General features: G+C 71.5%; 26 protein-coding genes. 9 read left to right on the top strand and 17 right to left on the bottom strand.

Annotated elements, in window-relative coordinates:
• Positions 1-9 precede the first annotated feature (9 nt).
• The 11 genes from AAC134_RS10075 to fabD form a co-directional block, all read right to left on the bottom strand.
• Positions 10-1,173: a phage major capsid protein gene (locus tag AAC134_RS10075; protein WP_339948954.1), complete on the bottom strand. Its 1,164-nt coding sequence runs from the start codon at positions 1,171-1,173 to the stop codon at positions 10-12.
• Between the two features lie 51 nt (positions 1,174-1,224).
• Positions 1,225-1,791, bottom strand: coding sequence for an HK97 family phage prohead protease (locus AAC134_RS10070; RefSeq protein ID WP_339948953.1), 567 nt, complete (start codon positions 1,789-1,791; stop codon positions 1,225-1,227).
• Positions 1,792-1,803: 12 nt separating this feature from the next.
• Positions 1,804-2,061: a hypothetical protein gene (locus AAC134_RS10065; RefSeq protein WP_092860051.1), complete on the bottom strand. Its 258-nt coding sequence runs from the start codon at positions 2,059-2,061 to the stop codon at positions 1,804-1,806.
• The gene (locus AAC134_RS10060; protein ID WP_339948952.1) at positions 2,058-3,254 is read right to left on the bottom strand and encodes a phage portal protein; all 1,197 of its coding nucleotides are present in this window, start codon (positions 3,252-3,254) and stop codon (positions 2,058-2,060) included. The genes AAC134_RS10065 and AAC134_RS10060 overlap by 4 nt, the downstream gene beginning before the upstream one ends.
• Positions 3,255-3,326: 72 nt before the next feature.
• Positions 3,327-4,682: a terminase family protein gene (locus AAC134_RS10055; protein ID WP_339948951.1), complete on the bottom strand. Its 1,356-nt coding sequence runs from the start codon at positions 4,680-4,682 to the stop codon at positions 3,327-3,329.
• Entirely contained in the window at positions 4,606-4,947 is a 342-nt protein-coding gene (locus tag AAC134_RS10050; RefSeq protein WP_339948950.1) for a hypothetical protein, read from the bottom strand. Before AAC134_RS10050 ends, AAC134_RS10055 begins: the two co-directional genes overlap by 77 nt.
• 162 nt (positions 4,948-5,109) lie before the next feature.
• A complete protein-coding gene (mltG, locus tag AAC134_RS10045; RefSeq protein ID WP_339948949.1) occupies positions 5,110-6,108 on the bottom strand; it encodes an endolytic transglycosylase MltG in 999 nt (332 codons plus the stop codon).
• Positions 6,109-6,115: 7 nt separating this feature from the next.
• Positions 6,116-7,378 (bottom strand): beta-ketoacyl-ACP synthase II, encoded by a 1,263-nt coding sequence (gene fabF / locus AAC134_RS10040; RefSeq protein WP_339948948.1) that lies wholly within the window; start codon positions 7,376-7,378, stop codon positions 6,116-6,118.
• 110 nt (positions 7,379-7,488) lie between these two features.
• A complete protein-coding gene (locus tag AAC134_RS10035; RefSeq protein WP_092860046.1) occupies positions 7,489-7,728 on the bottom strand; it encodes an acyl carrier protein in 240 nt (79 codons plus the stop codon).
• Between the two features lie 205 nt (positions 7,729-7,933).
• The gene (gene fabG / locus AAC134_RS10030; RefSeq protein WP_339948947.1) at positions 7,934-8,671 is read right to left on the bottom strand and encodes a 3-oxoacyl-[acyl-carrier-protein] reductase; all 738 of its coding nucleotides are present in this window, start codon (positions 8,669-8,671) and stop codon (positions 7,934-7,936) included.
• Entirely contained in the window at positions 8,671-9,615 is a 945-nt protein-coding gene (gene fabD / locus AAC134_RS10025; RefSeq protein WP_339948946.1) for an ACP S-malonyltransferase, read from the bottom strand. Before fabD ends, fabG begins: the two co-directional genes overlap by 1 nt.
• Before the next feature lie 230 nt (positions 9,616-9,845).
• Between fabD and rpsF the strand changes: the two genes are divergently transcribed.
• The 7 genes from rpsF to purN all read left to right on the top strand — a co-directional run bounded on the left by rpsF (position 9,846) and on the right by purN (position 14,906).
• Complete coding sequence (rpsF, locus tag AAC134_RS10020) at positions 9,846-10,235, top strand: 30S ribosomal protein S6 (protein WP_339948970.1); 390 nt, start codon at positions 9,846-9,848, stop codon at positions 10,233-10,235.
• A gap of 21 nt (positions 10,236-10,256) precedes the next feature.
• Positions 10,257-10,484, top strand: coding sequence for a 30S ribosomal protein S18 (gene rpsR, locus AAC134_RS10015; RefSeq protein ID WP_092860043.1), 228 nt, complete (start codon positions 10,257-10,259; stop codon positions 10,482-10,484).
• An 11-nt stretch (positions 10,485-10,495) separates the two neighbouring features.
• Positions 10,496-11,101 carry a 50S ribosomal protein L9 gene (gene rplI, locus AAC134_RS10010; RefSeq protein ID WP_339948945.1) on the top strand — a complete coding sequence of 202 codons (606 nt, stop codon included), beginning with the start codon at positions 10,496-10,498 and terminating at the stop codon, positions 11,099-11,101.
• 190 nt (positions 11,102-11,291) lie between these two features.
• Positions 11,292-11,708, top strand: coding sequence for a MarR family winged helix-turn-helix transcriptional regulator (locus tag AAC134_RS10005; RefSeq protein ID WP_339948944.1), 417 nt, complete (start codon positions 11,292-11,294; stop codon positions 11,706-11,708).
• 157 nt (positions 11,709-11,865) lie between these two features.
• Positions 11,866-13,173 carry a beta-ketoacyl-ACP synthase gene (locus AAC134_RS10000; RefSeq protein WP_339948943.1) on the top strand — a complete coding sequence of 436 codons (1,308 nt, stop codon included), beginning with the start codon at positions 11,866-11,868 and terminating at the stop codon, positions 13,171-13,173.
• 78 nt (positions 13,174-13,251) lie between these two features.
• The gene (gene purM, locus AAC134_RS09995; RefSeq protein ID WP_339948942.1) at positions 13,252-14,295 is read left to right on the top strand and encodes a phosphoribosylformylglycinamidine cyclo-ligase; all 1,044 of its coding nucleotides are present in this window, start codon (positions 13,252-13,254) and stop codon (positions 14,293-14,295) included.
• A complete protein-coding gene (gene purN, locus AAC134_RS09990) occupies positions 14,292-14,906 on the top strand; it encodes a phosphoribosylglycinamide formyltransferase (RefSeq protein ID WP_339948941.1) in 615 nt (204 codons plus the stop codon). The genes purM and purN overlap by 4 nt, the downstream gene beginning before the upstream one ends.
• 116 nt (positions 14,907-15,022) lie before the next feature.
• Here the strand turns inward: purN and AAC134_RS09985 are convergent, their stop codons facing one another.
• Positions 15,023-17,080 carry a M3 family metallopeptidase gene (locus AAC134_RS09985; RefSeq protein WP_339948940.1) on the bottom strand — a complete coding sequence of 686 codons (2,058 nt, stop codon included), beginning with the start codon at positions 17,078-17,080 and terminating at the stop codon, positions 15,023-15,025.
• 347 nt (positions 17,081-17,427) lie between these two features.
• On the opposite strand from AAC134_RS09985, the gene AAC134_RS09980 reads away from it, so the two are divergent.
• A complete protein-coding gene (locus AAC134_RS09980) occupies positions 17,428-19,422 on the top strand; it encodes a BTAD domain-containing putative transcriptional regulator (protein ID WP_339948939.1) in 1,995 nt (664 codons plus the stop codon).
• A 12-nt stretch (positions 19,423-19,434) separates the two neighbouring features.
• Here the strand turns inward: AAC134_RS09980 and AAC134_RS09975 are convergent, their stop codons facing one another.
• The 5 genes from AAC134_RS09975 to rpiA all read right to left on the bottom strand — a co-directional run bounded on the left by AAC134_RS09975 (position 19,435) and on the right by rpiA (position 24,324).
• Positions 19,435-19,638 (bottom strand): DUF2065 domain-containing protein, encoded by a 204-nt coding sequence (locus AAC134_RS09975; protein ID WP_339948938.1) that lies wholly within the window; start codon positions 19,636-19,638, stop codon positions 19,435-19,437.
• A gap of 104 nt (positions 19,639-19,742) precedes the next feature.
• On the bottom strand, positions 19,743-20,777 hold the full coding sequence (locus AAC134_RS09970; RefSeq protein WP_339948937.1) for a protease modulator HflC: 1,035 nt from the start codon (positions 20,775-20,777) through the stop codon (positions 19,743-19,745).
• The gene (hflK, locus tag AAC134_RS09965) at positions 20,777-21,964 is read right to left on the bottom strand and encodes an FtsH protease activity modulator HflK (RefSeq protein WP_339948936.1); all 1,188 of its coding nucleotides are present in this window, start codon (positions 21,962-21,964) and stop codon (positions 20,777-20,779) included. The genes AAC134_RS09970 and hflK overlap by 1 nt, the downstream gene beginning before the upstream one ends.
• Positions 21,965-22,065: 101 nt before the next feature.
• Positions 22,066-23,421: a glutathione-disulfide reductase gene (gor, locus tag AAC134_RS09960; RefSeq protein WP_339948935.1), complete on the bottom strand. Its 1,356-nt coding sequence runs from the start codon at positions 23,419-23,421 to the stop codon at positions 22,066-22,068.
• 162 nt (positions 23,422-23,583) lie between these two features.
• Positions 23,584-24,324: a ribose-5-phosphate isomerase RpiA gene (gene rpiA, locus AAC134_RS09955; protein WP_339948934.1), complete on the bottom strand. Its 741-nt coding sequence runs from the start codon at positions 24,322-24,324 to the stop codon at positions 23,584-23,586.
• A 269-nt stretch (positions 24,325-24,593) separates the two neighbouring features.
• Between rpiA and AAC134_RS09950 the strand changes: the two genes are divergently transcribed.
• Positions 24,594-25,517 (top strand): ferric reductase-like transmembrane domain-containing protein, encoded by a 924-nt coding sequence (locus AAC134_RS09950; RefSeq protein WP_339948933.1) that lies wholly within the window; start codon positions 24,594-24,596, stop codon positions 25,515-25,517.
• Positions 25,518-25,564: the final 47 nt, after the last annotated feature.

Genomic DNA, 25,564 nt, shown 5'->3' with positions numbered 1-25,564 from the left:
TCACAGGCCTCAGGAGGCCGAGAACTTCAGCAGCTTGATCGCCGAGAAGTCGGTCACGTCGCCGCCCACGCGCTTGGTGGCATAGAACAGCACGTGGGGCTTGGCCGAGAACGGATCGCGCAGCACGCGAAGGTCGGGACGCTCGGCGATGGTGTAGCCGGCCGCAAAGTCGCCGAAGGCGATAGAGCGGGAGTCCGACGCGATGTCCGGCATGTCCTCGCAGATCAGCACCGGATACCCCATCAGCCGCGCGGGCTCGCCAGCCGCCAGCCCGTCCGACCAGAGGAAGCGGCCGTCCGCGTCCTTCATCTTGCGCACGGCGCCGGCGGTCTTCGAGTTCATCACGAAGCTCGCCTTGGCGCGGTAGCGGGCGCCCAGCGCATACACCAGGTCGACGATCGCATCGGCCGGGTTCAGCGAGTTGAAATCGCCCGCCTGCCCGGTCACCACATGCTCGAGCTGCCCCCAGGTCCCGGTCCCCTCCTGCACCGAAGCGTAGTCGAGGATCCCGGTCGGCTGATCGCCGCCGTCGCCATTCACGAACGCGGCGCTCTCGGCGCGAGCGAACTTGTCGGCGATGCGATCGGCCAGCCAGCCCTCGATGTCGAAGGCGCTGTCGTCCAGAAGCCGCTGGGAGGCTTTCGGCAGCGCCGAGAGCTCATGCAGCGGGATCGAGACGCGCTCGATGGTGGGCGTCGAGCTTTCCGCGACCGAGCCGGTCTCCGTGGACCAGCCGTGGCCGAAGTCCTCGTGATCGACCAGCACGTCGAAGGCGTTCGATTCCACCTGCACCACGTTGGCGATCGAGCGGATCGAACCGGCCCCGCTCAGCACTCCCTGGATGCGGGCCGCGGTCTGCGGATCGACCAGGTAGCCGCCTTCGGCGTTGACCGAGGTCGACAGCCCCTTGCGCTCGATCTGCACCCCACGCAGGGCGTCGTCGTCGCCGGTGCGCAGGTAGGCCGACAGCGCCTTGCGATGCGGCGCCTCCGCATCCGAGGACCGGCTCAGCGCCGGTCGCGAGCCGACCGAGGCCGCCTTGCGGTCGATCTGCTCCAGCCGATCGTCCTGGGCGCGCATCCGCGCCTTCACTTCATCCTGGAAAGAGCCGAATTCCTTGAGGAATCCCGCAACCGCCGACTTGGCCTCGAGGCCGTGGCCCATGTCCTTCATCCTGGATATTCCTTCATCCATAGATCGTCAGGTTCGCCGCGATGCGCCGCTCTAGCGGCCCCGCGCCTCGCTCAGCGCCTCGGCCAGGGCGGCCTCGAACGCATCCTCTTCCGCGTCGGCCACGGCCGCCGACGCACGCGCCTCGGGGAGCATCGGGAACGTCACCAGCGAGACTTCCCAAAGCTCCACCTCCAGCAGCGAGCGGCCGCCGTGCGGCGACCGTCCCGCCTTCACCGCGCGATAGCCGATGGACAGGCCGTCCACCGCCCCCGCACGCAACAGCGCCAGCGCTTCCGCGCCCCGCCGCACCTCGGTCATCAGCCGGCCCGAAACCCGCAGCCCGCGCTCGTCCTCGCGCACCAGATCCCAGACGCCGATCGGCTCGCCCGGATCGTGCTGCCACAGCAGCTTCACCGAGCGGGACGCCTCCCGCATGCGTCGCAGGCTGGCGGCGAAAGCGCCTTCCTCGACCACATCGCCGGAGGCGTCCGCGACCCCGAACAACGAGGCGTACCCCTCGATCCGCCCGTCATCGGCCACTGTCGCCACCTGATCGAAGGCGACGAATTTTGTCTCCAGGCCAGTCTCTTGCCGGCCGGAGTTCGATCCGTAGTTCATCTGAGAACCCCCTCAGGGATGAAACCGGCCGTCCATCACGACCGAGACCAGCTGCCCCAGCATGGCCGTGGCCACGCCGAACACTGCCACCCAAAGGCGTTTCTCAAGCCGATCAACAGTTTCATCGATCTTCTTGAGAGACAGCTCAAGCGCCGCCCAGCGTTCGTCCAGCACCCGCTCCAGGGCCTCGATCCGGGCGTGGGCGCTGTCGAAGGGCTCGTAGAGGTAGCGGGACCCAGAGCCCTGGGACCTCAGCGAGCTCCGGTTCATCGCGGCCCGCCCGGGGGCAGCCCCAGCATGGCGCGCTTCTCGTCCTCGCTCAGGAAGTCGGCCTCGGTGACCCGCCGCCACAGCGCCTCGCGTTCGGGCGCCAGCGCCGGCAGGGCGTCGAGATCGGGCTTGAGCACGATCGCCTCCCCCGCCTGCGCCGACAGCCAGGCCGCGAAGCCCGCGGCCACCTTGCTCACCAGCGGCAGCACCGTCTGGCGATAGAAGGCGCGGTTGGCCTCCTGATAGTTCGCATAGGTCGCGTCGCCCGGGATCCCCAGCAGCATCGGCGGCACCCCGAAGGCGATGGCGATGTCGCGCGCCGCCGCCGTCTTGGTCTGCAGGAACTCCATGTCCGAGGGGCTGAACCCCATCGGCTTCCAGTCGAGCCCGCCCTCCAGCAGCATCGGCCGCCCGGCGTTGCGCGCGCCCTGGTGGTTCTCCTCCAGTTCGTCGACCAGGCGGCGATACTGACTCTCGGTCATCGTGCCGCCATCGGCCGCCCGGTAGACGATCGCCCCCGAGGGTCGGGCCGCGTTGTCGAGCAGCGCCTTCGACCAGCCCCCAGCCGAGTTGTGGATGTCGACCGAGGCCGCAGCCGCCTCCATCGGCGACATTCCGTAGTGATCGTCGAGCGGATGGAACGTCTTCAGGTGCAGGATCGGCTGCGCTTCGGGCCCCATGTCGAAGCGCACCTTCTTGCCGCCGACGGCGTACTCATACGCCTCCGGCCAGCCGTCGGGCCCGGGGATCACCCGGATCCGGTCCGGTCGCAGCGCGTACAGCTCCGCCGGCAGGCCCGAGGCCAGCATCCCCGCCGCTTCCACGAAGGCGTCGCCCGACAGCAGCAGATGCCCGTAGACGCCCTCCAGAAAGGCGGCGCGGACCTGGCCGGGGTTCGGCCGCTCCAGCAGCCGGGCGGCCGGGTGCAGGTCCAGCCGGCGCTCGCCGTCAGAGAGGATCATCGGCACCGCCGCCGCCGCCTCGGCCACCATGCGCACGCAGCGGAAGCCGATCACGTTCCGACCGAAGCCGTTGCGCGCCAGGCTGACCGCATCGCGCGGCGACCAGGCCGCTCGCCCCGTCGTCGCCCAGGCCACCGCCGCGCCGACGGCCGAGGCCTTGGCCTCCGTCGGCGCCGCCGCCTGGCGCGCAGGCGAGGTCTCGGCCGCGCTTCGCAACCAATTGAAAGCCATCGGCCTTCTCCCTTGCTTGTCAGCTATTGCCCGGCGCGGAAGCGCGCCTCGGAGGTCGCCCGAAGGCTCGCCTCACAGACGCCGCGCCCGGGGGCGGCGATCTTCGCCCTTGCGCAGTTCGGTCACCGCCCAGACCAGGGCGTCGACCCGGTCCGGACTGCCCTCGCGCGGATCGCGCCGGGGCCCGAAGGCGCACATCTGGTCCTCGAGCTTCGGAAAGCTCCCGACATGACGGACACGGCCGCGCTCGTAGGCCATCGCCACCGGCTCGGCCCGCGCATGCTTGCCGCGCGAGGCCGTGACCGCCGCATAGGCCACCTCCGGATCGACCTGGCGGATCAGGGCCTCGACCATCTCGCCGCCCTGGTTCACCTCGGCCACCACCCGGTCGGCCTGCCACTCATGATAGGCGTCGACGGCTCGTCGCGCCCAGGCAAGCGGCGCGGCCCCCTGCACTGTCAGGTCCGCCAGCACCCAGACCACGCCGGCCTCGCAGAGCCCGGCCACGACCATGCCGCAGCTGTCCGCCGAGGCCCCCGAGGTCGTGGCCGGGTCCACCGCCACCACGATCCGCACCAGAGGGGGCGCCTCGCTTGCCCGCAGCTCATCCAGAGCGCGGCGCGACCATAGCGCCCCCTCGTCATCGTCCAGCAGTTCGCCCCCAAGCTCCTGCCGGGCGAAGCTGGTGGCGCCGAACTGCCGCTCCATCGCGGTCAGGAATTCCGGCGCCAGGTTGGCCGCGTTCGCCGCGGTCGGCGCGCGGGTCACCACCGTGTCATCGGCCTCCAGCAGCTGCTTGAGCAGCGGCGTGCGCCGCGGCGTGGTCGTGACCAGCGCCTGGGGCGCTTCCCCCAGCCTCAGCCCCAGGCCAAGATTGTCCCAGGTCGCCGCCCCGCGCCGCCACTTCGCCAGCTCGTCGCACCAGGCGGCGTCGAACTGGGGCCCGCGCAGCGCCTCCGGCTGGCTCGCCGAGAAGGCCTGCGCCTCCGCCCCGTTGGGCCAACGCAGCAGCCGGCGCGTCGCCACCCACTCCGGTCTCCGGTCAGGCGGCGAGCAGGCCCGGATCCCCGAGGGCCCCTCGATCATCACCTCGCGCACCTGGTCGAAGGTCTCCCCCACCAGCGCAAGGCGCGATCGCGCCCCGCCCGACAGCGGCGTCCCCCCTTCGACCAGCGAGCGCACCCACTCGGCTCCGGCGCGGGTCTTGCCCGCGCCGCGCCCCCCCAGGATCACCCACGTCCGCCACCCTCCGGGCGGCGGCGCCTGATGACCGGCCAGGCGCCAGACCTCGAAAGTCCAGCGCATCGCCTCGACCGCGCCGTCGCTCAACCCCTCGACGAAGATCTGCCGTTCACTCTCGTCCAGAGAGGCGAGCCAGCTCGCCCAGGATCTCCCGTCGGGCGGCGTCGAGGTCCACGTCCCCGTCATTCCGACGTCCTCGCTTTTCGATATCGGCGACAAGCCTGTCCTCGCATCTGCAAAGCGTGGCGATGGCGGCCTGGAGACGCGTGATCTCCTCCGCCATCTTCTTCGCCCTGGCCCCGTCCTCGCCCTCCTCGGGCGCCGCCGTCTCTTCCATCGCCAGGGCGAACTGATCGATCCGCCTCAGCAGCAGCCCATGGAGCCGCAGGAATGTCCGGTGCGCGGTCTGGAGATCGCCCAGGGGATCGGGCGCATGGTCATCGCGGTTCATCGGGTCTCCCTCGCCGACCCTGTTCCGCCCGCAACGAAAAAGAGCCCCGCGACCGTTTGGTCGGGAGCTCTGTTCGCCTGCTTGTCCCAGCGTGCTCTTCTTCTACCCTAGAGCGTTCGCGATGTCAATCGCTAAATTCAGGGTTGCACGCCTTTCGCCTGTTCAGTCCCCGGCGCCGCGTTGCCGCTCGATCTGGCGCCACTTGGCGACGTTGCGATTGTGTTCCGCCAGGGTCCGCGCAAAGGCGTGCCCGCCGGTCCCGTCCGCCACGAAATACAGGAAGTCGGTCTCTTCAGGGTTCACGGCCGCCTCGATCGAGGCGCGGCCCGGGTTGGCGATCGGAGTCTCCGGCAGCGCGGGGATGATGTAGGTGTTCCAGGGCGTCGGCCTGTCCAGCTCGCTGCGCCGCAGGCCGCGGCCCAGGGGCGCCTTGCCCTCGGTCACGCCATAGATCACCGTCGGGTCGGTCTGCAGCTTCATCCGCCGCTTGAGCCGGTTCTCGAACACCGAGGCCACCGCCCCGCGCTCCTCCGCCACGCCGGTCTCCTTCTCGATCAGCGAGGCGAGGATCAGCGCCTCTGCCTTGTTCGAGATCGGAAGATCGTCGGCCCGGTTCGCCCAGGCCTCGTCCAGGATCCGCGCCTGCGCGGCCTGCATCCGGGTGATCAGCGCCTGGCGCGTGTCGCCGCGGTTCACCTGGTAGGTCTCGGGGGCCAGCGTGCCCTCGGCGGGCGTTTCGGCGACCTCGCCGGTCAGGACGTCCATCGCCTCGACCTGCTGCATCACCTGCCAGACGGTCGAACCCTCGACCACCGTGATCCGGTAGACCACCCGCTCGCAGGTGCTCTGGTCGACCACGCAGCGCATGGCGTCGTGCATCGAGATCCCGGCCGGCAGCATGAACTCGCCCGCCTGAATACTGGAGCCGAGCTTCTCGTAGCGCGCGCCCAGCCGAAAGATGCGCGCGTCCGTGATGACGCCCGCCTCTTCCAGGATCTGCGATGTGCGGGTCAGGTTGGCGCCCGAGGGCACCATCACCTGGACCGGCTCCTGCGCGGGGCCCTCGCCGGTCCACTGGTTCACGCCCCAGCCGATGACCCCTGCAAGGATCACGCCCAGAACAATGAGGATCGTCAGCGCGTTCGCCGCGACATGGCGCATATCGCGCTCAGTCCATCCGCCCGAGGATCAGCGAGGCGTTGGTGCCGCCAAAGCCGAAGGAGTTCGACAGCGCCACCTTGATCTCTCGCTTGCGCGCCTCGCCGGGGGCGAGGTCGATCTCGGTCGCGACCGAGGGGTTGTCGAGGTTCAGCGTCGGCGGCGCGACCTGGTCGCGGATCGCCAGCGCGCAGAAGATCGCCTCGACCGCGCCGGCCGCGCCCAGCAGATGTCCGATCGCCGACTTGGTCGAGCTCATCGTCACCTTCGAGGCATGGTCGCCCAGCAGACGGGTCACCGCGCCCAACTCGATCTCGTCGCCCAGCGGCGTCGAGGTCCCGTGCGCGTTGACGTAATCGATGTCCTTCGCGGTCAGCCCCGCGTTCGACAGCGCCGCGGCCATCGAGCGGTATCCCCCATCCCCGTCCGGAGACGGCGAGGTGATGTGGTAGGCGTCGCCCGACAGGCCGTAGCCCAGCACCTCGGCATAGATCTTCGCGCCTCGGGCCTTGGCGTGCTCGTATTCCTCGAGCACCACGATCCCGGCGCCTTCGCCCATGACGAACCCGTCGCGGTCCTTGTCATAGGGGCGCGAGGCCTTCTCGGGCGTGTCGTTGAAACCGGTCGACAGCGCCTTGCAGGCGCAGAACCCGGCCACCCCGATCTCGCAGACCGGGCTTTCGGAGCCGCCGGCGACCATCACGTCGGCGTCGCCATAGCGGATCAGCCGGGCCGCATCGCCGATGGCGTGCGCGCCGGTCGAACAGGCCGTCACCACCGCGTGGTTCGGGCCCTTGAAACCATAGCGGATCGAGACCTGGCCCGCGCAGAGATTGATCAGAGCGCCCGGAATGAAGAACGGCGAGATCCGCCGGGGGCCCTTGTCTCGCAGGGTCAGCGCCGCTTCGGCGATGCTTTCCACGCCGCCGATGCCGGAGCCGATCAGGACGCCGGTGCGCTTGCGCTCCTCCTCGTCCTCGGGCTTCCAGCCTGCATCGGTCACCGCCTGCTCGGCGGCGGTCATCGCGTAGGTGATGAAGCGATCGACCTTCCGACGGTCCTTCGCGGGCACCCAGTCATCGGGATTCCACGTGCCATCGGAGCCGTCGCCCAACGGAATCTCGCAGGCGATCTGGGCCGGCAGGTGGCTGGCATCGAAATACTTGATCTTACCGGCGCCGGATTTCCCCGCGACCAGACGCGACCAGGTCTCCTCGACACCGCAGCCAAGCGGCGTCAGCAAGCCCAAGCCGGTGACAACGACCCGCCTCACGCGCTGCTCCATCTCATAGTTCTTGCGTTACCGGGCGCGACCCTAGCCGCGCCCCGGCGCCTTGTGCAAGCGAGGCTCCCGAAACCGTCATCGGTCCGGGAGCCGCTCGATCAGCTCGCGGCGTTCTCGGAGATGAACTTCACGGCGTCGCCGACCGTCTGGATGGTCTCGGCGGCGTCGTCGGGGATCTCGATCCCGAACTCCTCCTCGAACGCCATGACCAGCTCGACGGTGTCCAGCGAGTCGGCGCCCAGGTCGTCGATGAAGCTGGCGCTCTCGGTGACCTTGTCCTCTTCGACGGACAGGTGCTCGACCACGATCTTCTTCACGCGCTCGGCGATGTCGCTCATGAGAGAATCCTCACTCCTCTTGGCCCTGTATCCGGGCCTGTCGTCCCTTGATCGCGTCCCGCGGCGTCCTCGCCACGGTCCGGAAACCTGTCCGACGGGCCGGTGACCCGGTCCGTCGCATGTGGGGCGGCTATATCATAGCCTCCGGGGGTGGCAACATTGAATCGCCCCCGCCCGGCGGCCTCCGGGCCGCCGCCCCGCGCCCTCAGATCATCGCCATGCCGCCGTTGACATGCAAGGTCGCGCCGGTGGTGTAGCCCGCCTCGCTCGAGGCGAGATAGACCGCGGCCGCCGCGATCTCCTGCGCCGAGCCCATGCGCCCGGCCGGGATGCCCGCCAGCAGCTTCTCCTTCTGCGCATCGGCCAGCTTCTGGGTCATCGCGGTCTCGATGAAGCCCGGCGCGATGCAGTTCACGGTGATGCCGCGCCCCGCGACCTCGCCCGCAAGGCTCTTGGACATGCCGATCAGCCCGGCCTTCGAGGCGGCGTAGTTCCCCTGCCCCGGGTTGCCCGTCACGCCCACGATCGAGGTGACCGAGATGATCCGCCCCCAACGCGCCTTCATCATCCCGCGCAGCACCCCGCGCGAGAGGCGGAACGCCGCCATCAGGTTGATCTGCAGGACCGTCTCGAAATCCTCGTCGGACATGCGCATGAACAGCTGGTCGCGGGTGACGCCGGCGTTGTTCACCAGCACGTCCACCCCGCCCATCGCCTCTGCGGCGGTCTTGGGCAGCGCCTCGACCGCGGCCGCGTCGCCGAGGTTGCAGGGCGTCACGAACGCCCGCTCGCCCAGCTCCGCGGCCAGCGCTTCCAACGGCTCGGTGCGGGTGCCAGACAGCGCGACCGTCGCGCCCTGCGCGTGCATCGCGCGCGCAACCTCGCCGCCGATGCCGCCCGAGGCGCCGGTCACCAGCGCCCGCTTGCCGGTCAGATCGAACATCAGGCGTCTCCCTTGATCGCGGCCGCCACGGCCTTCGCGTCCTCGGGACCGTTCACGGCCTTCGCGGCCAGCCCCTTGTCGATGCGCCGCGCGAGCCCGCACAGCACCTTGCCCGCGCCGATCTCGACCAGCTCGGTCACGCCCTGGGACTGCATCCACAGCACGTCCTCGCGCCAGCGCACCGCGCCGGTCACCTGCGCCACCAGCAGTTTCCGGATCTCGTCGGGGTCCGAAACACCCTCGGCCTTCACGTTCGAGACCACGGGCACGGCCGGCGCCTTGATCTCCACGCCAGCCAGCGCCTCGGCCATCTTGTCGGCGGCCGGCTGCATCAGCGCGCAATGGAACGGCGCGCTCACCGGCAGCAGCATGCCGCGCTTGGCGCCAAGCGCCTTGGCCGCCTCGATCGCCCGCTCGACCGCGCCCTTGTGACCCGAGATCACCACCTGCGTGGGCTCGTTGTCGTTGGCCGCCTCGCAGACTTCGCCCTGGGCGCCCTCGGCGGCGGCCTTCTGCGCGGCCTCAAGCCCCAGGCCCAGGATCGCCGCCATCGCGCCGACGCCCGGCGCGCAGGCCGCCTGCATCGCCTCGCCGCGCAGGCGCAGAAGCTTCGCGGCCGCCCCCACCTCCAGCGCGCCCGCGGCGCACAGCGCCGAGTACTCGCCCAGCGAGTGTCCCGCCACGAAGGCCGCGTCGGCGATGGTCACGCCCTCGGCCTCCAGCGCCCGCATCGCCGCGATCGAGGTCGCGAACAGCGCCGGCTGGGTGTTGGCGGTCAGGGTCAGCGCCTCGGCCGGCCCCTCCCAGATCATTGCGCTCAGCTTCTCGCCCAGCGCGTCGTCGACCTCCTCGAACACGGCCGCCGCGGCCGGATAGGCCTCCGCCAGGGCCTTGCCCATGCCCACCGCCTGGGCGCCCTGTCCCGGGAACACGAATGCGCGCACGCGAGATCCTCCCTTAACTGCCTCGGCTCCGCTCTAGCCTCCCCTCCCCCGCGCCGCAACCGGCGCGGGCCGCCGGGGCCTCCGCGCAGGCGCGGCCCTTGCGTTTCGCCGCGAAATCGGCCATACGCCCGCTTCCTTCCGAAAACGGTTGCCGTCGCGCCTCTCGTATGCGGGCTTCGGAAGGCTTCGCCCCCGCGTTTTGAAGCGTCGACATGATGAAGGATGACCAGATGGCGCTCTACGAGCACGTCTTCATCGCGCGTCAGGACCTGTCCAACGCGCAGGCCGAGGGGCTGATCGAGCACTTCGGCCAGGTTCTCAAGGACAACGGCGGCGACGTCCAGGGCTCCGAGTACTGGGGCGTGCGGACTCTCGCCTACAAGATCAACAAGAACCGCAAGGGCCACTACGCCTATCTCAAGACCGACAGCCCCTCGGCCGCGGTCATGGAGATGGAGCGCCTGATGCGCCTCCACGACGACGTCCTGCGCGTGCTGACCGTGAAGGTCGATGCGCTCGAGGAAGGCCCCTCGGCCGTGCTGCAGGCGAAGAATTCCCGCGACGACCGCGGCGGCCGTGGCGGCCGTGACCGTGGTCCCCGCGGCCCGCGTCGCGACTGAGCGAAGAAAGGAGACTGACCCATGGCTCGCAAGCCCTTTTTCCGCCGTCGCAAGACCTGCCCGTTCTCCGGCGAGAACGCGCCGAAGATCGACTACAAGGACGTGAAGCTCCTGCAGCGCTACATCTCCGAGCGCGGCAAGATCGTCCCCTCCCGCATCACCGCCGTCTCGGCGAAGAAGCAGCGTGAGCTGGCCAAGGCCATCAAGCGTTCGCGCTTCCTCGCCCTGCTGCCCTACGCGATCAACTGAGGAGCAGACCGATGGAAGTGGTTCTTCTCGAGCGCGTCGAAAAGCTGGGCCAGATGGGAGACGTCGTCTCCGTGAAGCCCGGCTACGGCCGCAACTTCCTTCTCGCCCAGGGCAAGGCCCTGCGGGCGACGAAGGCCAACATGGCCCAGTTCGAGGCCCAGCGCGCCCAGCTCGAGGTCCGCAACCTCGAGCTCAAGAAGGAGGCCGAGGCCGTCGCCGCCAAGCTCGACGGTCAGTCCTTCGTCATCATCCGCTCGGCGTCCGAGATGGGCGCGCTCTACGGCTCCGTCACCACCCGTGACGTCGCCGAGGCCGCCACCGAGAACGGCTTCACCGTGGATCGCCGCCAGGTGAACCTCGACAAGCCGGTCAAGGAGCTCGGGCTGCACGAGATCCGCATCATCCTCCACCCGGAGGTCTCGGCGACCGTGGCGATCAACGTCGCGCGCTCGAACGAGGAAGCGGAGCTTCAGGCCACCGGCAAGTCGATCCAGGAGGCCCGCGCCGAAGAGGAAGCGGCCGCCGAGTTCGACATCCAGGAGCTGTTCGAGGAAGACGAGGACGGCGAAGGCCTGCTCTCCGATCCCCGCGGCTCGGACGACGACGAGCGTCTCTGAACCCCGGATCCGGTCGCAGCCGAATCCCCCGAGCGCCCGCGGCGGACACGTCGCGGGCGCTTTCCTGTTGCGCCCCCCTGGCGTCCCGCGCGCCACCGGGCGCCGCACGGCCTGCCGGGTCCTCGCGGCTCGACGACCGCGCGCGCTCGGAAGCCCTTGATCCTCCGGCTCCCCGGCGCTAGCCCGGATCATGGCCTCCGAACTCTCCACCTGCCTGGTCCTGTCGACCATCCGCGCGGCCCGCGCCCTGACCCGGCGCTACGACGCCCGGCTGCGCGAGCATGGCGTCACGCTGGCGCAGTTCTCGGTGATGGGCTCGATCCGCGAGAAGGCCGACCGAACCCTCTCCGAACACGCCGAGCGCATTGCGATGGACCGCACCACCCTGTCGCGCAATCTCGACCTGCTCGAGCGCAGGGGTCTGGCGCGCAAGGACGCCGGCGGCGTGGGCAACGCCCGCCGCTGCGCCCTGACGCCGGAGGGCGAGGCCCTGCTCGACCGCCTGATGCCCGTCTGGCGGGAGGCCCAGGCCGAAATCCGCGGCCGGCTCGACGACACCGACCCCGACGCCTTCCTCCACATGCTGGGCCTGCTCACCCGCGCCTGACGCCTCCGCCCCCGTACCAGGTGGCGTCCTCAGGGGGCATCGAGCCCCCCTCGGCCGCCATCGGCTGGCGCCGATGTGACCCCCTTTCATCGCTCCGCGCCTTGCCTGCGCCTAGCGTTGTGCATATACACAGTGCATCTGCACCAGCGAGGCCGCCATGACCTTTCCCCCCGTGACCCTCCCCGATCCCCGAGATCCCATCGTGGTGACCGGCCTCGGCGCCGTCTCGCCCCTCGGCGTGGGGATCGAGGCCACCTGGCGCGCGCTGATGGCCGGACGCAGCGGCATCCGGGCCAACGACCGCTTCGACGTCTCCGACTATCCCTGCCGCATCGCCGGCCTGGTTCCCGGACGCGACGAGGCCGACGGGCTCGACCCGCTCGACCACGTCGACGGCAAGGACCTGCGAAAGATGGACCTGTTCATCCTCTACGGGCTTGTCGCCGCCTCCCAGGCGCTCGCCCAGGCGGGCTGGGCCCCCACGGAGGGCGAGCCTCGCTCGCGGACGGCCACGATCGTGGGAACCGGCGTCGGCGGCGTGCCGGCCATGACCCACGCCATGGACACGATCCGCGCGCGCGGGCCCCGCCGCCTGTCGCCCTTCGTGGTGCCCTCGTTCCTGCCCAACCTCGCCGCCGGCTGGATCTCGATCCGCCACGGCTTCTCGGGCCCTATCGGCGCGCCCACCACGGCCTGCGCCGCCTCCGCCCAGGCCATCGCCGACGGCATGCGCCTGATCCGCTCGGGCGAGGCCGACGTCGCCCTCGTCGGCGGCGCCGACGCCTGCGTCGACCCCATTTCCATCGGCGGGTTCTGCGCGGCCCGAGCGCTCGCGACCGAGTTCAACGACCGCCCCGAGGAGGCCTCCCGCCCCCTCGACCAGGCCCGGGCCGGCTTCGTCCTGTCGGAAGGCGCGGCGGCGCTGGTGATCGAGACCCTCTCCCACGCCCGCGCCCGCGGCGCGACGCCGCTCGCGGTGCTGGCCGGCCACGGAGGCGCCGCCGACGCCTACCAGCTCACGGCGGGCCACCCCGACGGCCGCGGACCGCGCGCGGCGATGGAGAAGGCGATGGCCATGGCCGGCCTCGCGCCGGGCGAAGTCGACTACGTCAACGCCCACTCCACCTCGACGCCCGTGGGCGACGCGGCCGAACTCGCCGCCCTCGCCGCCGCCCTGCCCGGACGAGGGCGCGACCTCGCCGTCACCGCCACCAAGGCCAACACCGGCCACCTCCTCGGCGCCGCCGGGGCCATTGAGGCCGCGATCACGGTCGAGATCCTGCGCCGCCAGACGATCCCGCCGGCCGCGAATCTCTCCGCCCCCGATCCCGCCGCCCGAGGCTGGACGCTGGCGACGGACGGCCCCGTCGCCCGCCCGATCCGGGCCGCGCTCTCCAACGCCTTCGGCTTTGGCGGGGTCAACGCCTGCCTGGCGTTCCGCGAGGCGGCCTCCCTGCCCGCCTGAGGCCGCGCACCGGCTTTCCTCCGCTCCCGGCCCGCGCTAAACGGGCGGCGAACCCAACGGGATGCGAGGACAGCCGCCATGACCCGCCGCAACGGCCTCACCTACCGCGACGCGGGCGTGGACATCGACGCGGGCGACGACCTGGTCAAGCGCATCGGCCCCGCGGCCGCCTCCACCCGCCGCCCCGGCGTCGCCGACGCGCTGGGCGGCTTTGGCGGGCTCTTCGACCTGAAGGCGGCCGGCTTCCAGGACCCGGTGCTGGTCGCGGCCACCGACGGCGTGGGCACCAAGCTGCGCATCGCCATCGACACCGGCCACCTCGACGGCGTGGGCGTCGACCTGGTCGCCATGTGCGTCAACGACCTGATCTGCCAGGGCGCGGAGCCCCTGTTCTTCCTCGACTATTTCGCCACCGGCAAGCTCTCGGTCGACGAGGCCGCGCGCGTGGTCGAGGGCATCGCCGCGGGCTGCCGCACCGCCGGCTGCGCCCTGATCGGGGGCGAGACCGCCGAGATGCCCGGCATGTACGCGGCCGGCGACTTCGACCTCGCAGGCTTCGCCGTCGGCGCGGCCGAGCGCGGCCAGACCCTGCCGACCGAGGCGCAGCCGGGCGACGTGATCCTGGGGCTGGCCTCCGACGGCGTCCACTCCAACGGCTTCTCGCTGGTCCGCCGCGTCGCCGATCATGCCGGCCTGACCTGGGAGGCGCCCTCGCCCTTCTCCGAGGGCACGCTGGGCGAGGCGCTGCTGACCCCCACCCGCATCTACGTGCGCCCGGCGCTCGCCGCCTTCCGCGCGGGCGGGGTGCGCGGCTTCGCGCACATCACCGGCGGCGGCCTGACCGAGAACCTGCCCCGCGTCCTGCCCGAGGGCCTGGGCGCCGCGCTCGACCTCTCCTCCTGGACGCTGCCGCCGGTCTTCGCCTGGCTGCGCGATGCGGGCGGGCTGGAGGAGGCGGAACTGCTGCGCGTCTTCAACTGCGGCGTCGGCCTGTGCATCGTGGTCGAACCCAAGCGGGCCGAGGCGCTCTCCGCCCTGCTCGAGGCCGAGGGCGAGACGGTCTTCCGCCTCGGCGAGGTCACGCAGGGCGAGGGCGTCTCCTACCGCGGGACGCTGGCGTGAACGCCAAGGTCCGCGTCGCGATCCTGATCTCGGGCGGCGGCTCGAACATGGAGGCGCTGCTCGCCGACATGGCCGACCCCGACCACCCCTGCGAGCCGGCGCTGGTCCTCTCGAACCGCGCCGACGCGGGCGGCCTTGCGAAAGCGGCGGCGCGGGGCGTCGCCACGTCGGCGGTCGACCACCGCCCCCACAAGGGCGACCGCCACGCCTTCGAAGCCGAGCTGAACGCCGCCCTCGCCGCAGCCCGCCCGGACCTGATCTGCCTCGCCGGCTTCATGCGGGTGCTGACGCCGGAGTTCGTGGCGGGCCACACGGGACGGATGCTGAACATCCACCCCTCGCTGCTGCCCCTGTTCCCGGGCCTGCACACCCATGCCCGCGCGATCGAGGCCGGCTGCGCCATCCATGGCTGCACGGTGCATGAGGTGACGGGAGAGCTCGATCTCGGGCCGATTCTGGGCCAGGCGGTGGTTCCGGTGCTGCCCTCCGACGACGCCGACACGCTCGCGGCGAGGGTTCTGCGCCAGGAGCATCGCCTGTATCCGCAGGCGCTGCGCCGCTTTGCGCAGGGCGACCGCGAGCCCTTCGCGATCCTCGACCAGCCGGCCTGAGCGCGGGACGGCAGGGCGGCCCTCGGCGCCGCTGCGCGTCACCATCGCCCCGCCCTGCCGTCCCCGTCGCCTGCCGTTCCCAACGGCGCGAGGGCCAAAGGCCCCGGCGCCCGGCCTCAGGCGCCGTCGTCGAGGCCGCGGCCCTTGAGCATCGCCGCGGGATCCGGCTCGCGCCCCCGGAAGGCCAGCCATTCCTCCATCGGGTCGCGGCTGCCGCCCTTCGTCAGGATCTCGTCGGCCAGGCGCCTGGCGGTCTGCGGATCGAACGGATCGCCCGCCTCCTCGAAGGCCGCAAAGGCGTCGGCGTCCATCACCTCGGACCACATGTAGCTGTAGTATCCCGCCGAATAGCCGTCGCCCGAGAACACATGCAGGAAGTGCGGGGCCGCATGGCGCGAGACGATCGCGCCCGGCATCCCGATCCCCTTGAGCACCGAGGCCTCGAACTCCATCGCCTCGAACCCGTCGGCCGAGGTCAGCCGGTGCATCTCGTGATCGACCAGCGCCGAGGCCAGATACTCGACCGTCGAGAACCCCTGCCCGAAGTTCCGCGCCGCCAGCATCTTCTCCATCAGCGCCGCGGGAATCGGCTCTCGCGTCCGGTAGTGGCGGGCGTGGCGGGTCAGCACCTCCGGCGTCTCCAGCCAGTGCTCGTAGAGCTGCGAGGGCAGTTCGACGAAGTCCCGCGCCACCGAGGTCCCCGACACGGAGGGATACTTCACCTCCGACAGCATCCCGTGCAGCGCATGCCCGAACTCATGGAACAGCGTGCCGGCGTCGTCGAACGAAAGCAGCGTCTCCGCGTCCCCCTGCGCGAAGTTCATCACGTTGAGGATCACCGGACGCACACGGCCAAGGGCGGGATCGAAATCCTCCTGCCCCACCATCTGGCTCATCCAGGCGCCCGAGCGCTTGGAGGGCCGGGCGAAATAGTCGCCCACGAACAGCGCGATCGGTTCGCCGTCGCGGCTGACCTCCCAGGCGCGGGCGTCGGGATGGTGCAGGGTCAGGCCCTCGACCTCGCGGAACTCCAGCCCGAACAGGCGGCCCGCGCAGTCGAACGCGGCCTCGATCATGCCCGACAGCGGGAAGTAGGGCTTCAGCTCCGCCTCCGACAGCGCATGGTCGCGGGCCCGGGCCTTCTCGGCCCAGTAGCGCCAGTCCCAGGCCTCGATCGTGGGGTTGGCGCCCTCCTCGGCCGCGACCTCGCCCAGGCGCGCGGCCTCGGCCTCGGCCCTGGCCCTGGCCGGACCCCAGACCCGCATCAGCAGCTCGCGCACCGCATCCGGGGTCTTGGCCATCTCCGGCGCCAGCTTGAAATCGGCGAAGGTCGCAAAGCCCAGCAGGTTCGCCCGCTCGATCCGCAGCGCCACGATGCGCGCGATGATCCCGCGGTTGTCGGTCTCGCCCCCGTTGGCTCCGCGCGACACCCAGGCCCGCCAGGCCCGCTCGCGCAGATCGCGCCGCGGCGCCAGCTTCAGGAAGGGCTCGACCGAGGACCGCGCCAGCGTCACCACATGGCCGTCCTTGCCCCGGTCCTTCGCCGCCCGCGCCGCCGAGGCCACCAGGCTCTCGGGCAGATCGTCGAGATCGGCCGCCGTCAGCTCCATGAACCAGGCGCTCTCGTCGGCCAGAACGTTCTGCGAGAACCGGGTGGCGAGCGTCGAGAGCTCCTCCATGATCTCCGCCAGCCGCGCCCGCCCGGCGTCGTCGAGCCGCGCGCCGGAGCGCTCGTAGCCCTGCCGCCACAGGAACAGGACGCGCGCCTGCTCGGGGCTCAGCCCCGCGTCGGGCACGGCGTCGACCCGCGCGGCGAGCTTGGGATCCATCGAGACGGCCGACCAGTGCCGCGACATCACCGGCGCCATCTCGCGCTCCAGCTCCCGGATCCCGTCGTCCGAGCAGGTGGAGGCCAGCGTGTAGAACACCGTCGCCACCCGGCCCAGACCGCGGCCCGCGGACTCAAGCGCCTCGATGGTGTTGGCGAAGTCGGGGGCCGCGTCCGAATCGCGGATCGCGGCGATCTCGGCCTTGTGATCGGCCAGCGCCCGCTCGAAGCCCTCGCGGATCGCCTGCGGCGTGGCCGCGGCGAAGGGCGGCAGGCCGTGGGGCTCGCGCGTCGGCGCGTCCAGGGCGACGGATGCGGCGGCGGTGGAGGCGGTCTCGTGGCTCATCATGGCTCCCGGTGGAGGCCCGCCAGGCGGCCGGATCCCCAGCCGGGGCGGGAGGAGGCGCCCGCTTGCCCCTTGCCAAGGACCCGCGGCGCGCGGAAGGTCTTGAGAACGCGCAGGCGATGCGCGGCTGCGACCGGCATAGCAGGGCCGGGCCGAGGCCGCCAGCGACGGCGCCGAGATCGGGGTCGGAGGCGACGGCGAGGGGGCCGGACCCGCCGACCAGGGGGCAACCAACGGGACCAATCGCGGCGGACCTTCGCAGGGGCGCGCCGCGCGACGGGGAAGGTGTGGGCATGGTGCGCGGCGGCGCAGGCGGAACTGCGGCCAGAGACGATGGCGGAACAGCCGTGAGGCACTCGGCGCAATCGATCGGCGAGGCGGCCAGCCCCGCGATGGAGCTGCGCCTGCTGGGCGCAGCCCTGGCGCGACGCCCCTGCGGCGCCGCGCTCACGGGGCTTGGCGCCAAGGGCCTGGCGGTGCTGGCCTATCTCTCGATGCAGCCCGGCCGCACGGCGACCCGCGACGTGCTGGTCGACCTGCTGTGGTCCCAGGGCTCCCCCGACCAGGGCCGCGCCTCGCTGCGCCAGGAACTGCGGCGGATGAAGCGCGCCATGGGCCCGCTCTTCGACCAGGTGATCGAGACGCCCGGCGGCCAGATCGCCCTGCTCCCCGGCTCGGTCGTCACCGACCTCGAGCGGGTCGAGATCGCCTACGCCGCCCGCGAGACCTCGGGCCTCGCGATGCTGATCGAGACCTATGGCGGTCCGCTGCTGTCGCCGCTTGCGGTCCCCGAGGCGATCTTCCAGGACTGGGTCGCGGCCCGCAATTCCCAGATCGAGGCGGCGGTGGGCGACGGCCTCCTGCGTCTGATGCTTCTGGACGAGAGCGCCGGGCGCCTCGACCGCGCCGCCGCCGCCGCGCGCAAGCTGCTCGACATCGACAGCCTGCAGGAGGACGTGCACGCCTCGCTGGTGCGCATCCACGTCGCCGCCGGCCGCATTCCCCAGGCCAGGCGCGCGGTTCAGGCCTGCAACGCGCTGTTCGAGGAAGAGCTCGGCGGCCCCCCCGAAATCGACCTCGAGGCCCTGATCCCCGAGACCCGCCCCCCCCGCACGCCGACGGCAAAGCCCCTGGCGATGGTCGAGCGCGCCGCCCGCGCCCCCACGCCCGACGACCGGCCGCTGGTCGCGCTCGCCCCGTGCCTTGGCCAGACGGACGCGAGCGCGGTCGCCGTGGCCGTCGCCGAAGCCGCGCTCGAGCAGCTCTCCCGCATCTGCTGGATGCGCGTGCGCGGCCCCGCGGCGCTCGAGGCCTCGGGCATTTCCATCGCCCACCTTGCAGCCGCCGCCGACTACGCCGTGACCCTGCGCATCGAGATCGGGGAGGAGACCGCGGCCGAGGTGGTCGCCGCCTCGCGCATGGGCGACGCGGCCTCGGTCGCCGCCCGGCGCCTCGCCATGGCGCCGGGCGGCGAACTCTCGACCGCCGTCGGCCTTGGCCGGGCGCTCGCCGGCGCGCTCTGCGCCGACCTGACCGAGCTCGAGACCCGCGCCGCGATGGACAGTCTCTCTCCCCCGGACCGGCCCTGGCCGCGCCTGATGCGCGCCCGCGGGCTGGTGATGCGCGGCGGGCCCCGCGCGGCGGAGGAGGCGCGCGCCCTGCTCGAACCGCTCGCCCGCTCCGGCGAGGCGGACGCGGCCGAGCTCTGCATGCTCGCGCTCAGCCATCTCGAGGAATGCGGCTCGGGCTGGTCCGCGAGCCCGCGCGAGGCGCTGTTCCGGGCGCGCGAGCTTGCCCTGCGCGCCCTTCGCCGGGCGCCGGGCGATCCCTGGCCCCAGCACGTGCTGGGCCTCGCGGCTTCGATGATGCTCGATCCTGACGGCGCCCGCGCCCACCAGCTCCGCGCCCTGACGATCGCCCCCGGCTTCGCCCCGGCGATCGGCGAGATGGCGCGCCTTCTGGCCCTTGCCGGCGACGCGGACGAGGCTGGCGACTGGGCCGCCCGCGCGCTTGCCGCCGCCCCTGGCGCGGCCGAGGCCGCCGCCTGGATCCGCGCCCCGGCGTTGGCGCGCTTTGCCATCGGCGACATGGAAGGCGCGCTGGAATGCGCCGACCGCGCCCTCGCCCTTCGCCCCGACTGGGCCCAGACCCGCCTGCTGAAGGCCGCCTGCCTCGACGCCCTCGGCCGCTCGTCGGAGGTCGCGCGCACGCTCGATCCCGTGGCGCGCGCGCTCTCGCGCCTCTCGCCCGAGTCCGTGCGCCTGGCCCATCCGTTCGCCGAGCCGAGGCGAACCGAGGCGCTGCTCGCCCCCCTTGCCCGCGTGGCGACCGAACCGGTCTGACCCGGCGCGCCCTCAGCGCACCAGCAGCAGGATCGCCACGCCCAGCGTCGCGCAGCCCAACCCGGCATAGCGCAGACGCTCGGGCCCCATCTCGCGCATGAATTCCAGCAGCCGCTCGAGCCGTTGCGGCGAGGTCGCCAGCAGCAGCCCCTCCACGGCCAGGATCGCGCCGAGGGCGAAAATCAGGTCACGCTTGGCGGGCGACGGCTCCGGCAACGGGCGCAGGCAATGCGGGGCTTGCCGGGCGCCGGCGTCCCCCCGAAACGAAGACCGGCGGCGCGATCGCTCGCGCCGCCGGTCCGTTCACGTCTGGCCCGCGCTCAGTCCGCGGCAGGCGCAGCGCCCGAGGGCGCGGCCTGCCCGGCCGGAGCGGGGGTCGAAGACGGCTCGGCCGGGGCCGGGGCGGGCGCCTCGGCGTTCGGCGCTTCCGAGGCCGCGGCCTCGCGGGCCGCACGCTCCTCGTCCGTCGAGGCCACGAAGGCCCCCGAGAGGTTGCCCTCGCCAAAGTACTGGAAGAACTCGCTGTCGGGCGTCAGCACGATCGACGAGTTGTTCCCCTTCAGCGCGACCTCATAGGCCCGCAGCGACCGGTAGAAGGAGAAGAACTCCTCGTCCCGACCGTAGGAGGTCGCGAAGATCCGGTTGCGCTCGCCATCGGCCTCGCCTCGGATCACCTCCGACTCCCGCCGCGCTTCCGAGACCAGCTCGATCGCCTGGCGATCCGCATTGGCGCGGATCCGCTGCGCGGCCTCCTCGCCTCGGGCCCGCTCGTCGGCGGCTTCGCGCTCACGCTCGGCCTGCATCCGCTGGAAGGTCGCCTGCAGGTTCTGCTGAGGCAGATCCACCCGGCGCAGACGCACGTCGACGATCTGCACGCCCAGGTTCAGCGACTGGGCCCGCGTGGTGTCGCGGATGCGGGTCATCAGCTCGGACCGCTCGTCCGACAGGATCGTGTCGGAGGTCACCGAACCCAGCACCTCGCGGAGCGAGGCGTTCAGGATCCGCTCCAGCCGCGGCAGGGCGTTCAGCTCGCTGTTGACCGCCTGGCGGAACCGCACCGGATCGGTGATCCGCCAGCGGGCGAAGGCGTCGACGACCAGACGGCGGTCGTCGATCGGGGTCACCTCCAGCTCGCCGCCTTCCAGCGGCAGGATGCGGTCCTCGTAGAAGACGACGTTCTGGACCAGCGGGATCTTGAAGTAGAGACCCGGCTCCCGGTAGCCCTCGGTCTTGCCGACGACCTGACCGAACTGCAGTTTCAGGGCCTGCTGACGCTCGTCCACGATGAAGATCGAGTTGACCAGCACGAAGACGACGACGACGACGAGGCCGATCAGGATGGGAAGCTTGCGCATCAGTTCGTCCCCCCGGTCCGATCGCGACGCAGCTGGTCAAGCGGCAGGTAGGGCACCACGCCCTGTCCGCCGCCGTTCCCGCCGCCCGCGATCCCGTCGCTGACGATGATCTTGTCGAGATCGCCCAGAACACGCTCCATCGTCTCGAGGTAGAGACGCTTGCGCGTCACGTCCTTGGATTCGGCATAGGCCTCGAAGATCGATACGAAGCGCGCCGCCTCGCCGCGCGCGTCGTTGACGGTCTGCGCGGCGTAGGCTTCGGCCTCCTGCACCACCTGCGCGGACTGACCGCGCGCCTCGGCCAGCGCCCGGTTGGCGTAGGCCTCGGCCTGGTTCTCCAGCCGGACCCGGTCCTGGCCGGCCGCCTGCACGTCGCGGAACGCGTCGATGACCTCCCGCGGGGGGTCGGCCTTGTCGAAGTTGACCCGCACGATGTTCACGCCGGACTGGTAGCTGTCGAGCGTGGACTGGATCAGCGCCTGCACGTCCTGGCTGACGATGGCGCGATCCCGGTTGAGGATCGGCGAGAGCTCGGAGCGCCCGATCACCTCGCGCATCGCCGCCTCGGAGACGGCCCGGATGGTCGATTCCGGCTCGGCGAGGTTGAACAGGTAGCCCGCGGGATCCGCGATGTTCCAGACCACCTGGTAGTCGACGTCGACGATGTTCTCGTCGCTCGTCAGGATCAGGCCCGCGTCCGTCTGGCGGCTGCCGTTGGTGCGGGGCACGTTCTGGCCGATGTTGATCACGTTCTCACGCGTCACCGGCACCACCTCGTAGGTGTAGATCGGCCAGGGCGCGAGGTTCAGACCCGGCTGGCCGATCCCCGCAAGCTCGCCGAAGCGGAGCTCGACGGACTGCTCGGAGTTGTCGACCGTGTAGAGCGAGGCCGCAAGCCAGGCGCCCAGCAGCGCGACGGCCGCGAGGATGTAGCCCCCCCGACCGATGCCCTCTGGCAGACCCGAACCGCCGCCGCCGCGTCCGCCGCCGCCGCCGTTCTGGCCCCCGAAGATGACTTTCAGGCGGTCGCGTCCCTGACGCAGCAGTTCGTCCATGTCGGGGCCCTGGTCGCCCCCGCCGCCGCCGGAGCCGCCGCCCCCGCCCCACGGGCCACGATCGCCGCCGCCGGAGTTCTTGTCGCGACCCCCGCCGCCCCATGGGCCGCCGGAGTTGTTGGAGAAGGGCATGACCCTGATGTCCTCCCGGATCTTTTGCGCAAAATTCGGTTCGTCGTGTAGCAGACCGGGCGCGCGGGCGGAAACCCTCGCGCCCCGCAGGGCCCTCGCGCTCAGCGCGTGGGCGTCTTCATGGTCACCAGCTCCTCGGCCGCGGTGGGATGCACCGCGACGGTGCGGTCGAAGTCCTCTTTCGTGGCGCCCATCTTGATGGCGATGCCGGCCAGCTGGATCATCTCGCCCGCCGCATGACCGACCACGTGGCAGCCCAGCACCTTGCGGGAGGGCTTGTCCACCAACAGTTTCATCAGCATCCGCTCGTCGCGCCCCGAGAGCGTGTGCAGCATCGGGCGGAACGCGGCCGAATAGACCTCGATGTCGTGGCTCTCGCGCGCCTCTTCCTCGGTCATCCCGCAGGTCCCGATCTCGGGCTGGGTGAAGACCGCGGTGGGGATCAGCTCGTGATCGGCCGCCGTCGGCGCGTTCTCGAAGGCGGTCCGCGCGAAGGCCGCGCCCTCGCGGATCGCCACCGGCGTCAGCGCCACCCGGTCGGTGACGTCGCCGATCGCCCAGATCGAGGGGACCGAGGTGCGCGAATACGCGTCCACCGCCACCTCGCCCTTCGGACCCAGCTTGACGCCCGCCTCCTCCAGCCCGACCCCTCGCGTGTTGGGATGCCGGCCGGTGGCGTAGAGCACCGCATCGGTCTCGATCTTCTCGCCGCCCGTCAGCTCGACGACGATGCCGGCCCCGGTCGGCTCCTCGATGGCGGCGACGTCGCTTTCCAGGCGCACGTCCACGCCCTTCTTGATCATCTCGTCCTGCACGAACCCCGCGACCTCGCCGTCGAAGCCGCGCAGGATCTGCTTGCCGCGGTAGAGCTGGGTGACCTTCGCCCCCATCCCGTTCAGCACGCCCGCAAACTCGCAGGCGATGTAGCCGCCGCCCACGATCACCACCCGCCTCGGCATCTCGGGCAGCTCGAACAGCTCGTTGGAGGTGATCGCGTGGCAGGCGCCGGGGATGTCGGGCACGAAGGGCGCGCCGCCGGTCGCCACCAGAATGTGTGTCGCCGTCAGATCCCGGTCATGAGAGCTCAGCCGGACCGAGTGCGGCCCCGTGACCACACCCCTCGCCCGGTGCAGCTCGACCCCGGCGGCGCCCAGGTTGCGAGCGTAGATCCCTTCCAGCCGGTCGATCTCGGCGTTCTTGGCGGCCATGAAGGCGGGCCAGGAGAAGCGGGTCTCGCCCACGCTCCAGCCAAAGCCCCTGGCGTCCTCGAAGCTCTCGGCGAAGCCCGAGGCGTAGACCATCAGCTTCTTGGGCACGCAGCCCCGGATCACGCAGGTGCCGCCGTAGCGGTATTCCTCGACGATCGCGACCTTCGCGCCGGCCTGCGCGGACATCCGCGCCGCGCGCACTCCGCCCGAGCCCGCGCCGATGACGATAAGGTCGTAGTCGTGAGACATGCGCCTCTCCCCCCGTTCAGCCCGCCCTTGCAGGCCCATGGCTTGATCCGCCGTCACACTTAGTCCCGCAGGCTCCCCGACGCCATGGGCGCCGGGGACACGCGGGGGCGAATGCCCGGGAAAAGCGCTCGCGCGCGATCACGCAATCGCGCTCGCACGCGTTCAGACGAAGGCGTCGTCGTCCTCGTCCTCGTCGATCTCCAGGACCTCGACGCCGCCGTCCTCGTAGCCCACGATCACCCGGTCGCAGATGTCGATGAACAGGCCCGTCTCGACCACGCCGGGGATCGAGTTCAGCTGCGTGGCCAGTTCATCGGCGTCGCCGATCCGCTTCAGGCGGCAGTCGATGATGTAGTTGCCGCAGTCGGTAACGTAGGGCTCGTCGCCGTCCATCCGCAGCGTGGTCAGGGCGCCCGCGACGTCGAGATCCTCGAGCGTCTCCTCGACGATGGCCTTCGTGGTCTCCCAGCCGAAGGTCACGATCTCGACCGGCAGCGGGAACACGCCCAGGTGCTCCACCTGCTTGCCCTGGTCGGCGATCACCACCATCCGGTCCGAGGCGGTGGCCACGATCTTCTCCTGCAGCAGCGCGCCGCCGCCGCCCTTGATCAGGTTCAGGTCGGGATCGAACTCATCCGCGCCGTCCACCGTCAGGTCGAGCCAGCCGGCCTCGTCGAGCGTGACCACCTTCAGACCCACCGACTCCGCATGGCGCGCGGTGCGCAGGCTCGTGGCCACGCAGGTCAGCTCAAGCCCCTCGGCCTTCGCCCGCTCGCCCAGCAGGTCCACAAACCACTTGGCGGTCGAGCCGGTGCCAAGGCCCAGACGCATGCCGTCCCGCACAAGATCGAGGGCGGCCTTCGCGGCGGCCCGTTTCGCGATTTCCGAGCGGTCGAGACCCATGGCGCCCTCCTGTGTTCTGCTCCGCGCGCCTGTGCCCGAAGCTCCCGGACGGCGCAGGAGCGGACGACCCGGTTCGGGTCGTCGACTCGCGGCTGATGTAGCGCGGATCGGGGCCCGAAACCACCGCCCGCGAACCGGGCCGCCCGACTCGCATCCGCGCAACATTTTCGTGAGCGGGGGCGCGTCGCGCCCGCATCCGCCGTAACTGGTCGGGACCGCAGTCCAGTCCCGGCCGCCCCTTCGGGCGCGGGACGACAGGAGGAGAGCGCATGGCCCAGTCGCGCGCGGCACGACCCGAGGGATGGCGAGGCGCAGCCCGCGGCTGGTCCCCCTGGCATGACCGGGGCGGGCGTCTCTCGGCCCTGCGCGGCGCGGCCTTCGCCCTCGCGATCCTGCCCGGCCTGTGGCTGGCCGCGGCCCTTGCGGGCGCTTGGGGCCCGATGGCGCTGGGGGCCGAGCCGATCCACCAGGCCGAGCATCTGACCGGCCTCTGGGCCCTGCGCTTCCTGCTCTTGTCGCTGGCGCTGACGCCGCTGCGTCGAATCACCGGCTGGGGGCGGCTCGCCCAGGTGCGCCGGATGATCGGGCTGACCGCCTTCGCCTACGCCGCCGCCCACTTCGGCCTCTACGTCGTCGAGCAGCAGCTCCAGCTCCTGCGCGTCGCCTCCGAGATCGTGCAGCGCCTGTATCTCGCGATCGGCTTCGCGGCGCTGCTGGGGTTCTGCGCGCTCGCCGCGACCTCCTTCGACCGGGCGATCCGGGCGATGGGCGCCAACTGGCGCCGCCTGCATCGGGTGGCCTACCTGATCGCCGTGCTCGGCCTCGCCCATTTTGCGCTGCAGGAGAAGCTGGACGTGGCCGAGCCCGCCTTCCTGTTCGGCCTGTTCGCCGCCCTGATGCTGCACCGGACCGCCATCGGTCTCGCCCCCGGCCGGCCCTGGCCGGAGCTTCGCATCCTCGCGGTCGCCGCTCTGGCCGCCGCGGCGACGGCGGGCGCCGAATACCTCTGGCACGACACCCTCACCGGGCTGCCGGCCGAGCGGATCCTGGCCGCCAACCTCGACCTCGCCTCTGCCCGCCCGGCCGTCCTGGTGCTGGCCGTCGCCGCCCTCCCCGCGCTGATCCCGCTCGGCCGACGCGTGAGGTCGCTGGCGCGCCCCTCGCCCCGTCCGCTGCCCGCAGAGGGACGCTGAGCCCCTTTCCTCCCGCCCCGCTTCGCGTCACTGATTGGGCCCGGACG

The organism is uncultured Albimonas sp. (assembly GCF_963977235.1).
Taxonomy (GTDB): domain Bacteria; phylum Pseudomonadota; class Alphaproteobacteria; order Rhodobacterales; family Rhodobacteraceae; genus Albimonas.
This window is presented reverse-complemented; position numbering and strand designations above follow the sequence as displayed.

What these genes read in the sequence shown, in the direction of transcription:
- AAC134_RS10035 (WP_092860046.1), bottom strand. Translation starts at nt 7,728, where the DNA reads ATGAGCGACATCGCCGAGCGCGTGAAGAAGATCGTGGTCGAGCACCTG.
- rpsR (WP_092860043.1), top strand. Translation starts at nt 10,257, where the DNA reads ATGGCTCGCAAGCCCTTTTTCCGCCGTCGCAAGACCTGCCCGTTCTCC.
- AAC134_RS09950 (WP_339948933.1), top strand. Translation starts at nt 24,594, where the DNA reads ATGGCCCAGTCGCGCGCGGCACGACCCGAGGGATGGCGAGGCGCAGCC.
- AAC134_RS10050 (WP_339948950.1), bottom strand. Translation starts at nt 4,947, where the DNA reads ATGAACCGCGATGACCATGCGCCCGATCCCCTGGGCGATCTCCAGACC.
- AAC134_RS10065 (WP_092860051.1), bottom strand. Translation starts at nt 2,061, where the DNA reads ATGAACCGGAGCTCGCTGAGGTCCCAGGGCTCTGGGTCCCGCTACCTC.
- AAC134_RS10070 (WP_339948953.1), bottom strand. Translation starts at nt 1,791, where the DNA reads ATGAACTACGGATCGAACTCCGGCCGGCAAGAGACTGGCCTGGAGACA.
- gor (WP_339948935.1), bottom strand. Translation starts at nt 23,421, where the DNA reads ATGTCTCACGACTACGACCTTATCGTCATCGGCGCGGGCTCGGGCGGA.
- rpsF (WP_339948970.1), top strand. Translation starts at nt 9,846, where the DNA reads ATGGCGCTCTACGAGCACGTCTTCATCGCGCGTCAGGACCTGTCCAAC.
- AAC134_RS10000 (WP_339948943.1), top strand. Translation starts at nt 11,866, where the DNA reads ATGACCTTTCCCCCCGTGACCCTCCCCGATCCCCGAGATCCCATCGTG.
- AAC134_RS10055 (WP_339948951.1), bottom strand. Translation starts at nt 4,682, where the DNA reads ATGACGGGGACGTGGACCTCGACGCCGCCCGACGGGAGATCCTGGGCG.
- AAC134_RS10060 (WP_339948952.1), bottom strand. Translation starts at nt 3,254, where the DNA reads ATGGCTTTCAATTGGTTGCGAAGCGCGGCCGAGACCTCGCCTGCGCGC.
- hflK (WP_339948936.1), bottom strand. Translation starts at nt 21,964, where the DNA reads ATGCCCTTCTCCAACAACTCCGGCGGCCCATGGGGCGGCGGGGGTCGC.
- AAC134_RS10075 (WP_339948954.1), bottom strand. Translation starts at nt 1,173, where the DNA reads ATGAAGGACATGGGCCACGGCCTCGAGGCCAAGTCGGCGGTTGCGGGA.
- rpiA (WP_339948934.1), bottom strand. Translation starts at nt 24,324, where the DNA reads ATGGGTCTCGACCGCTCGGAAATCGCGAAACGGGCCGCCGCGAAGGCC.
- fabG (WP_339948947.1), bottom strand. Translation starts at nt 8,671, where the DNA reads ATGTTCGATCTGACCGGCAAGCGGGCGCTGGTGACCGGCGCCTCGGGC.
- purM (WP_339948942.1), top strand. Translation starts at nt 13,252, where the DNA reads ATGACCCGCCGCAACGGCCTCACCTACCGCGACGCGGGCGTGGACATC.
- mltG (WP_339948949.1), bottom strand. Translation starts at nt 6,108, where the DNA reads ATGCGCCATGTCGCGGCGAACGCGCTGACGATCCTCATTGTTCTGGGC.
- AAC134_RS10005 (WP_339948944.1), top strand. Translation starts at nt 11,292, where the DNA reads ATGGCCTCCGAACTCTCCACCTGCCTGGTCCTGTCGACCATCCGCGCG.
- rplI (WP_339948945.1), top strand. Translation starts at nt 10,496, where the DNA reads ATGGAAGTGGTTCTTCTCGAGCGCGTCGAAAAGCTGGGCCAGATGGGA.
- AAC134_RS09985 (WP_339948940.1), bottom strand. Translation starts at nt 17,080, where the DNA reads ATGAGCCACGAGACCGCCTCCACCGCCGCCGCATCCGTCGCCCTGGAC.
- AAC134_RS09970 (WP_339948937.1), bottom strand. Translation starts at nt 20,777, where the DNA reads ATGCGCAAGCTTCCCATCCTGATCGGCCTCGTCGTCGTCGTCGTCTTC.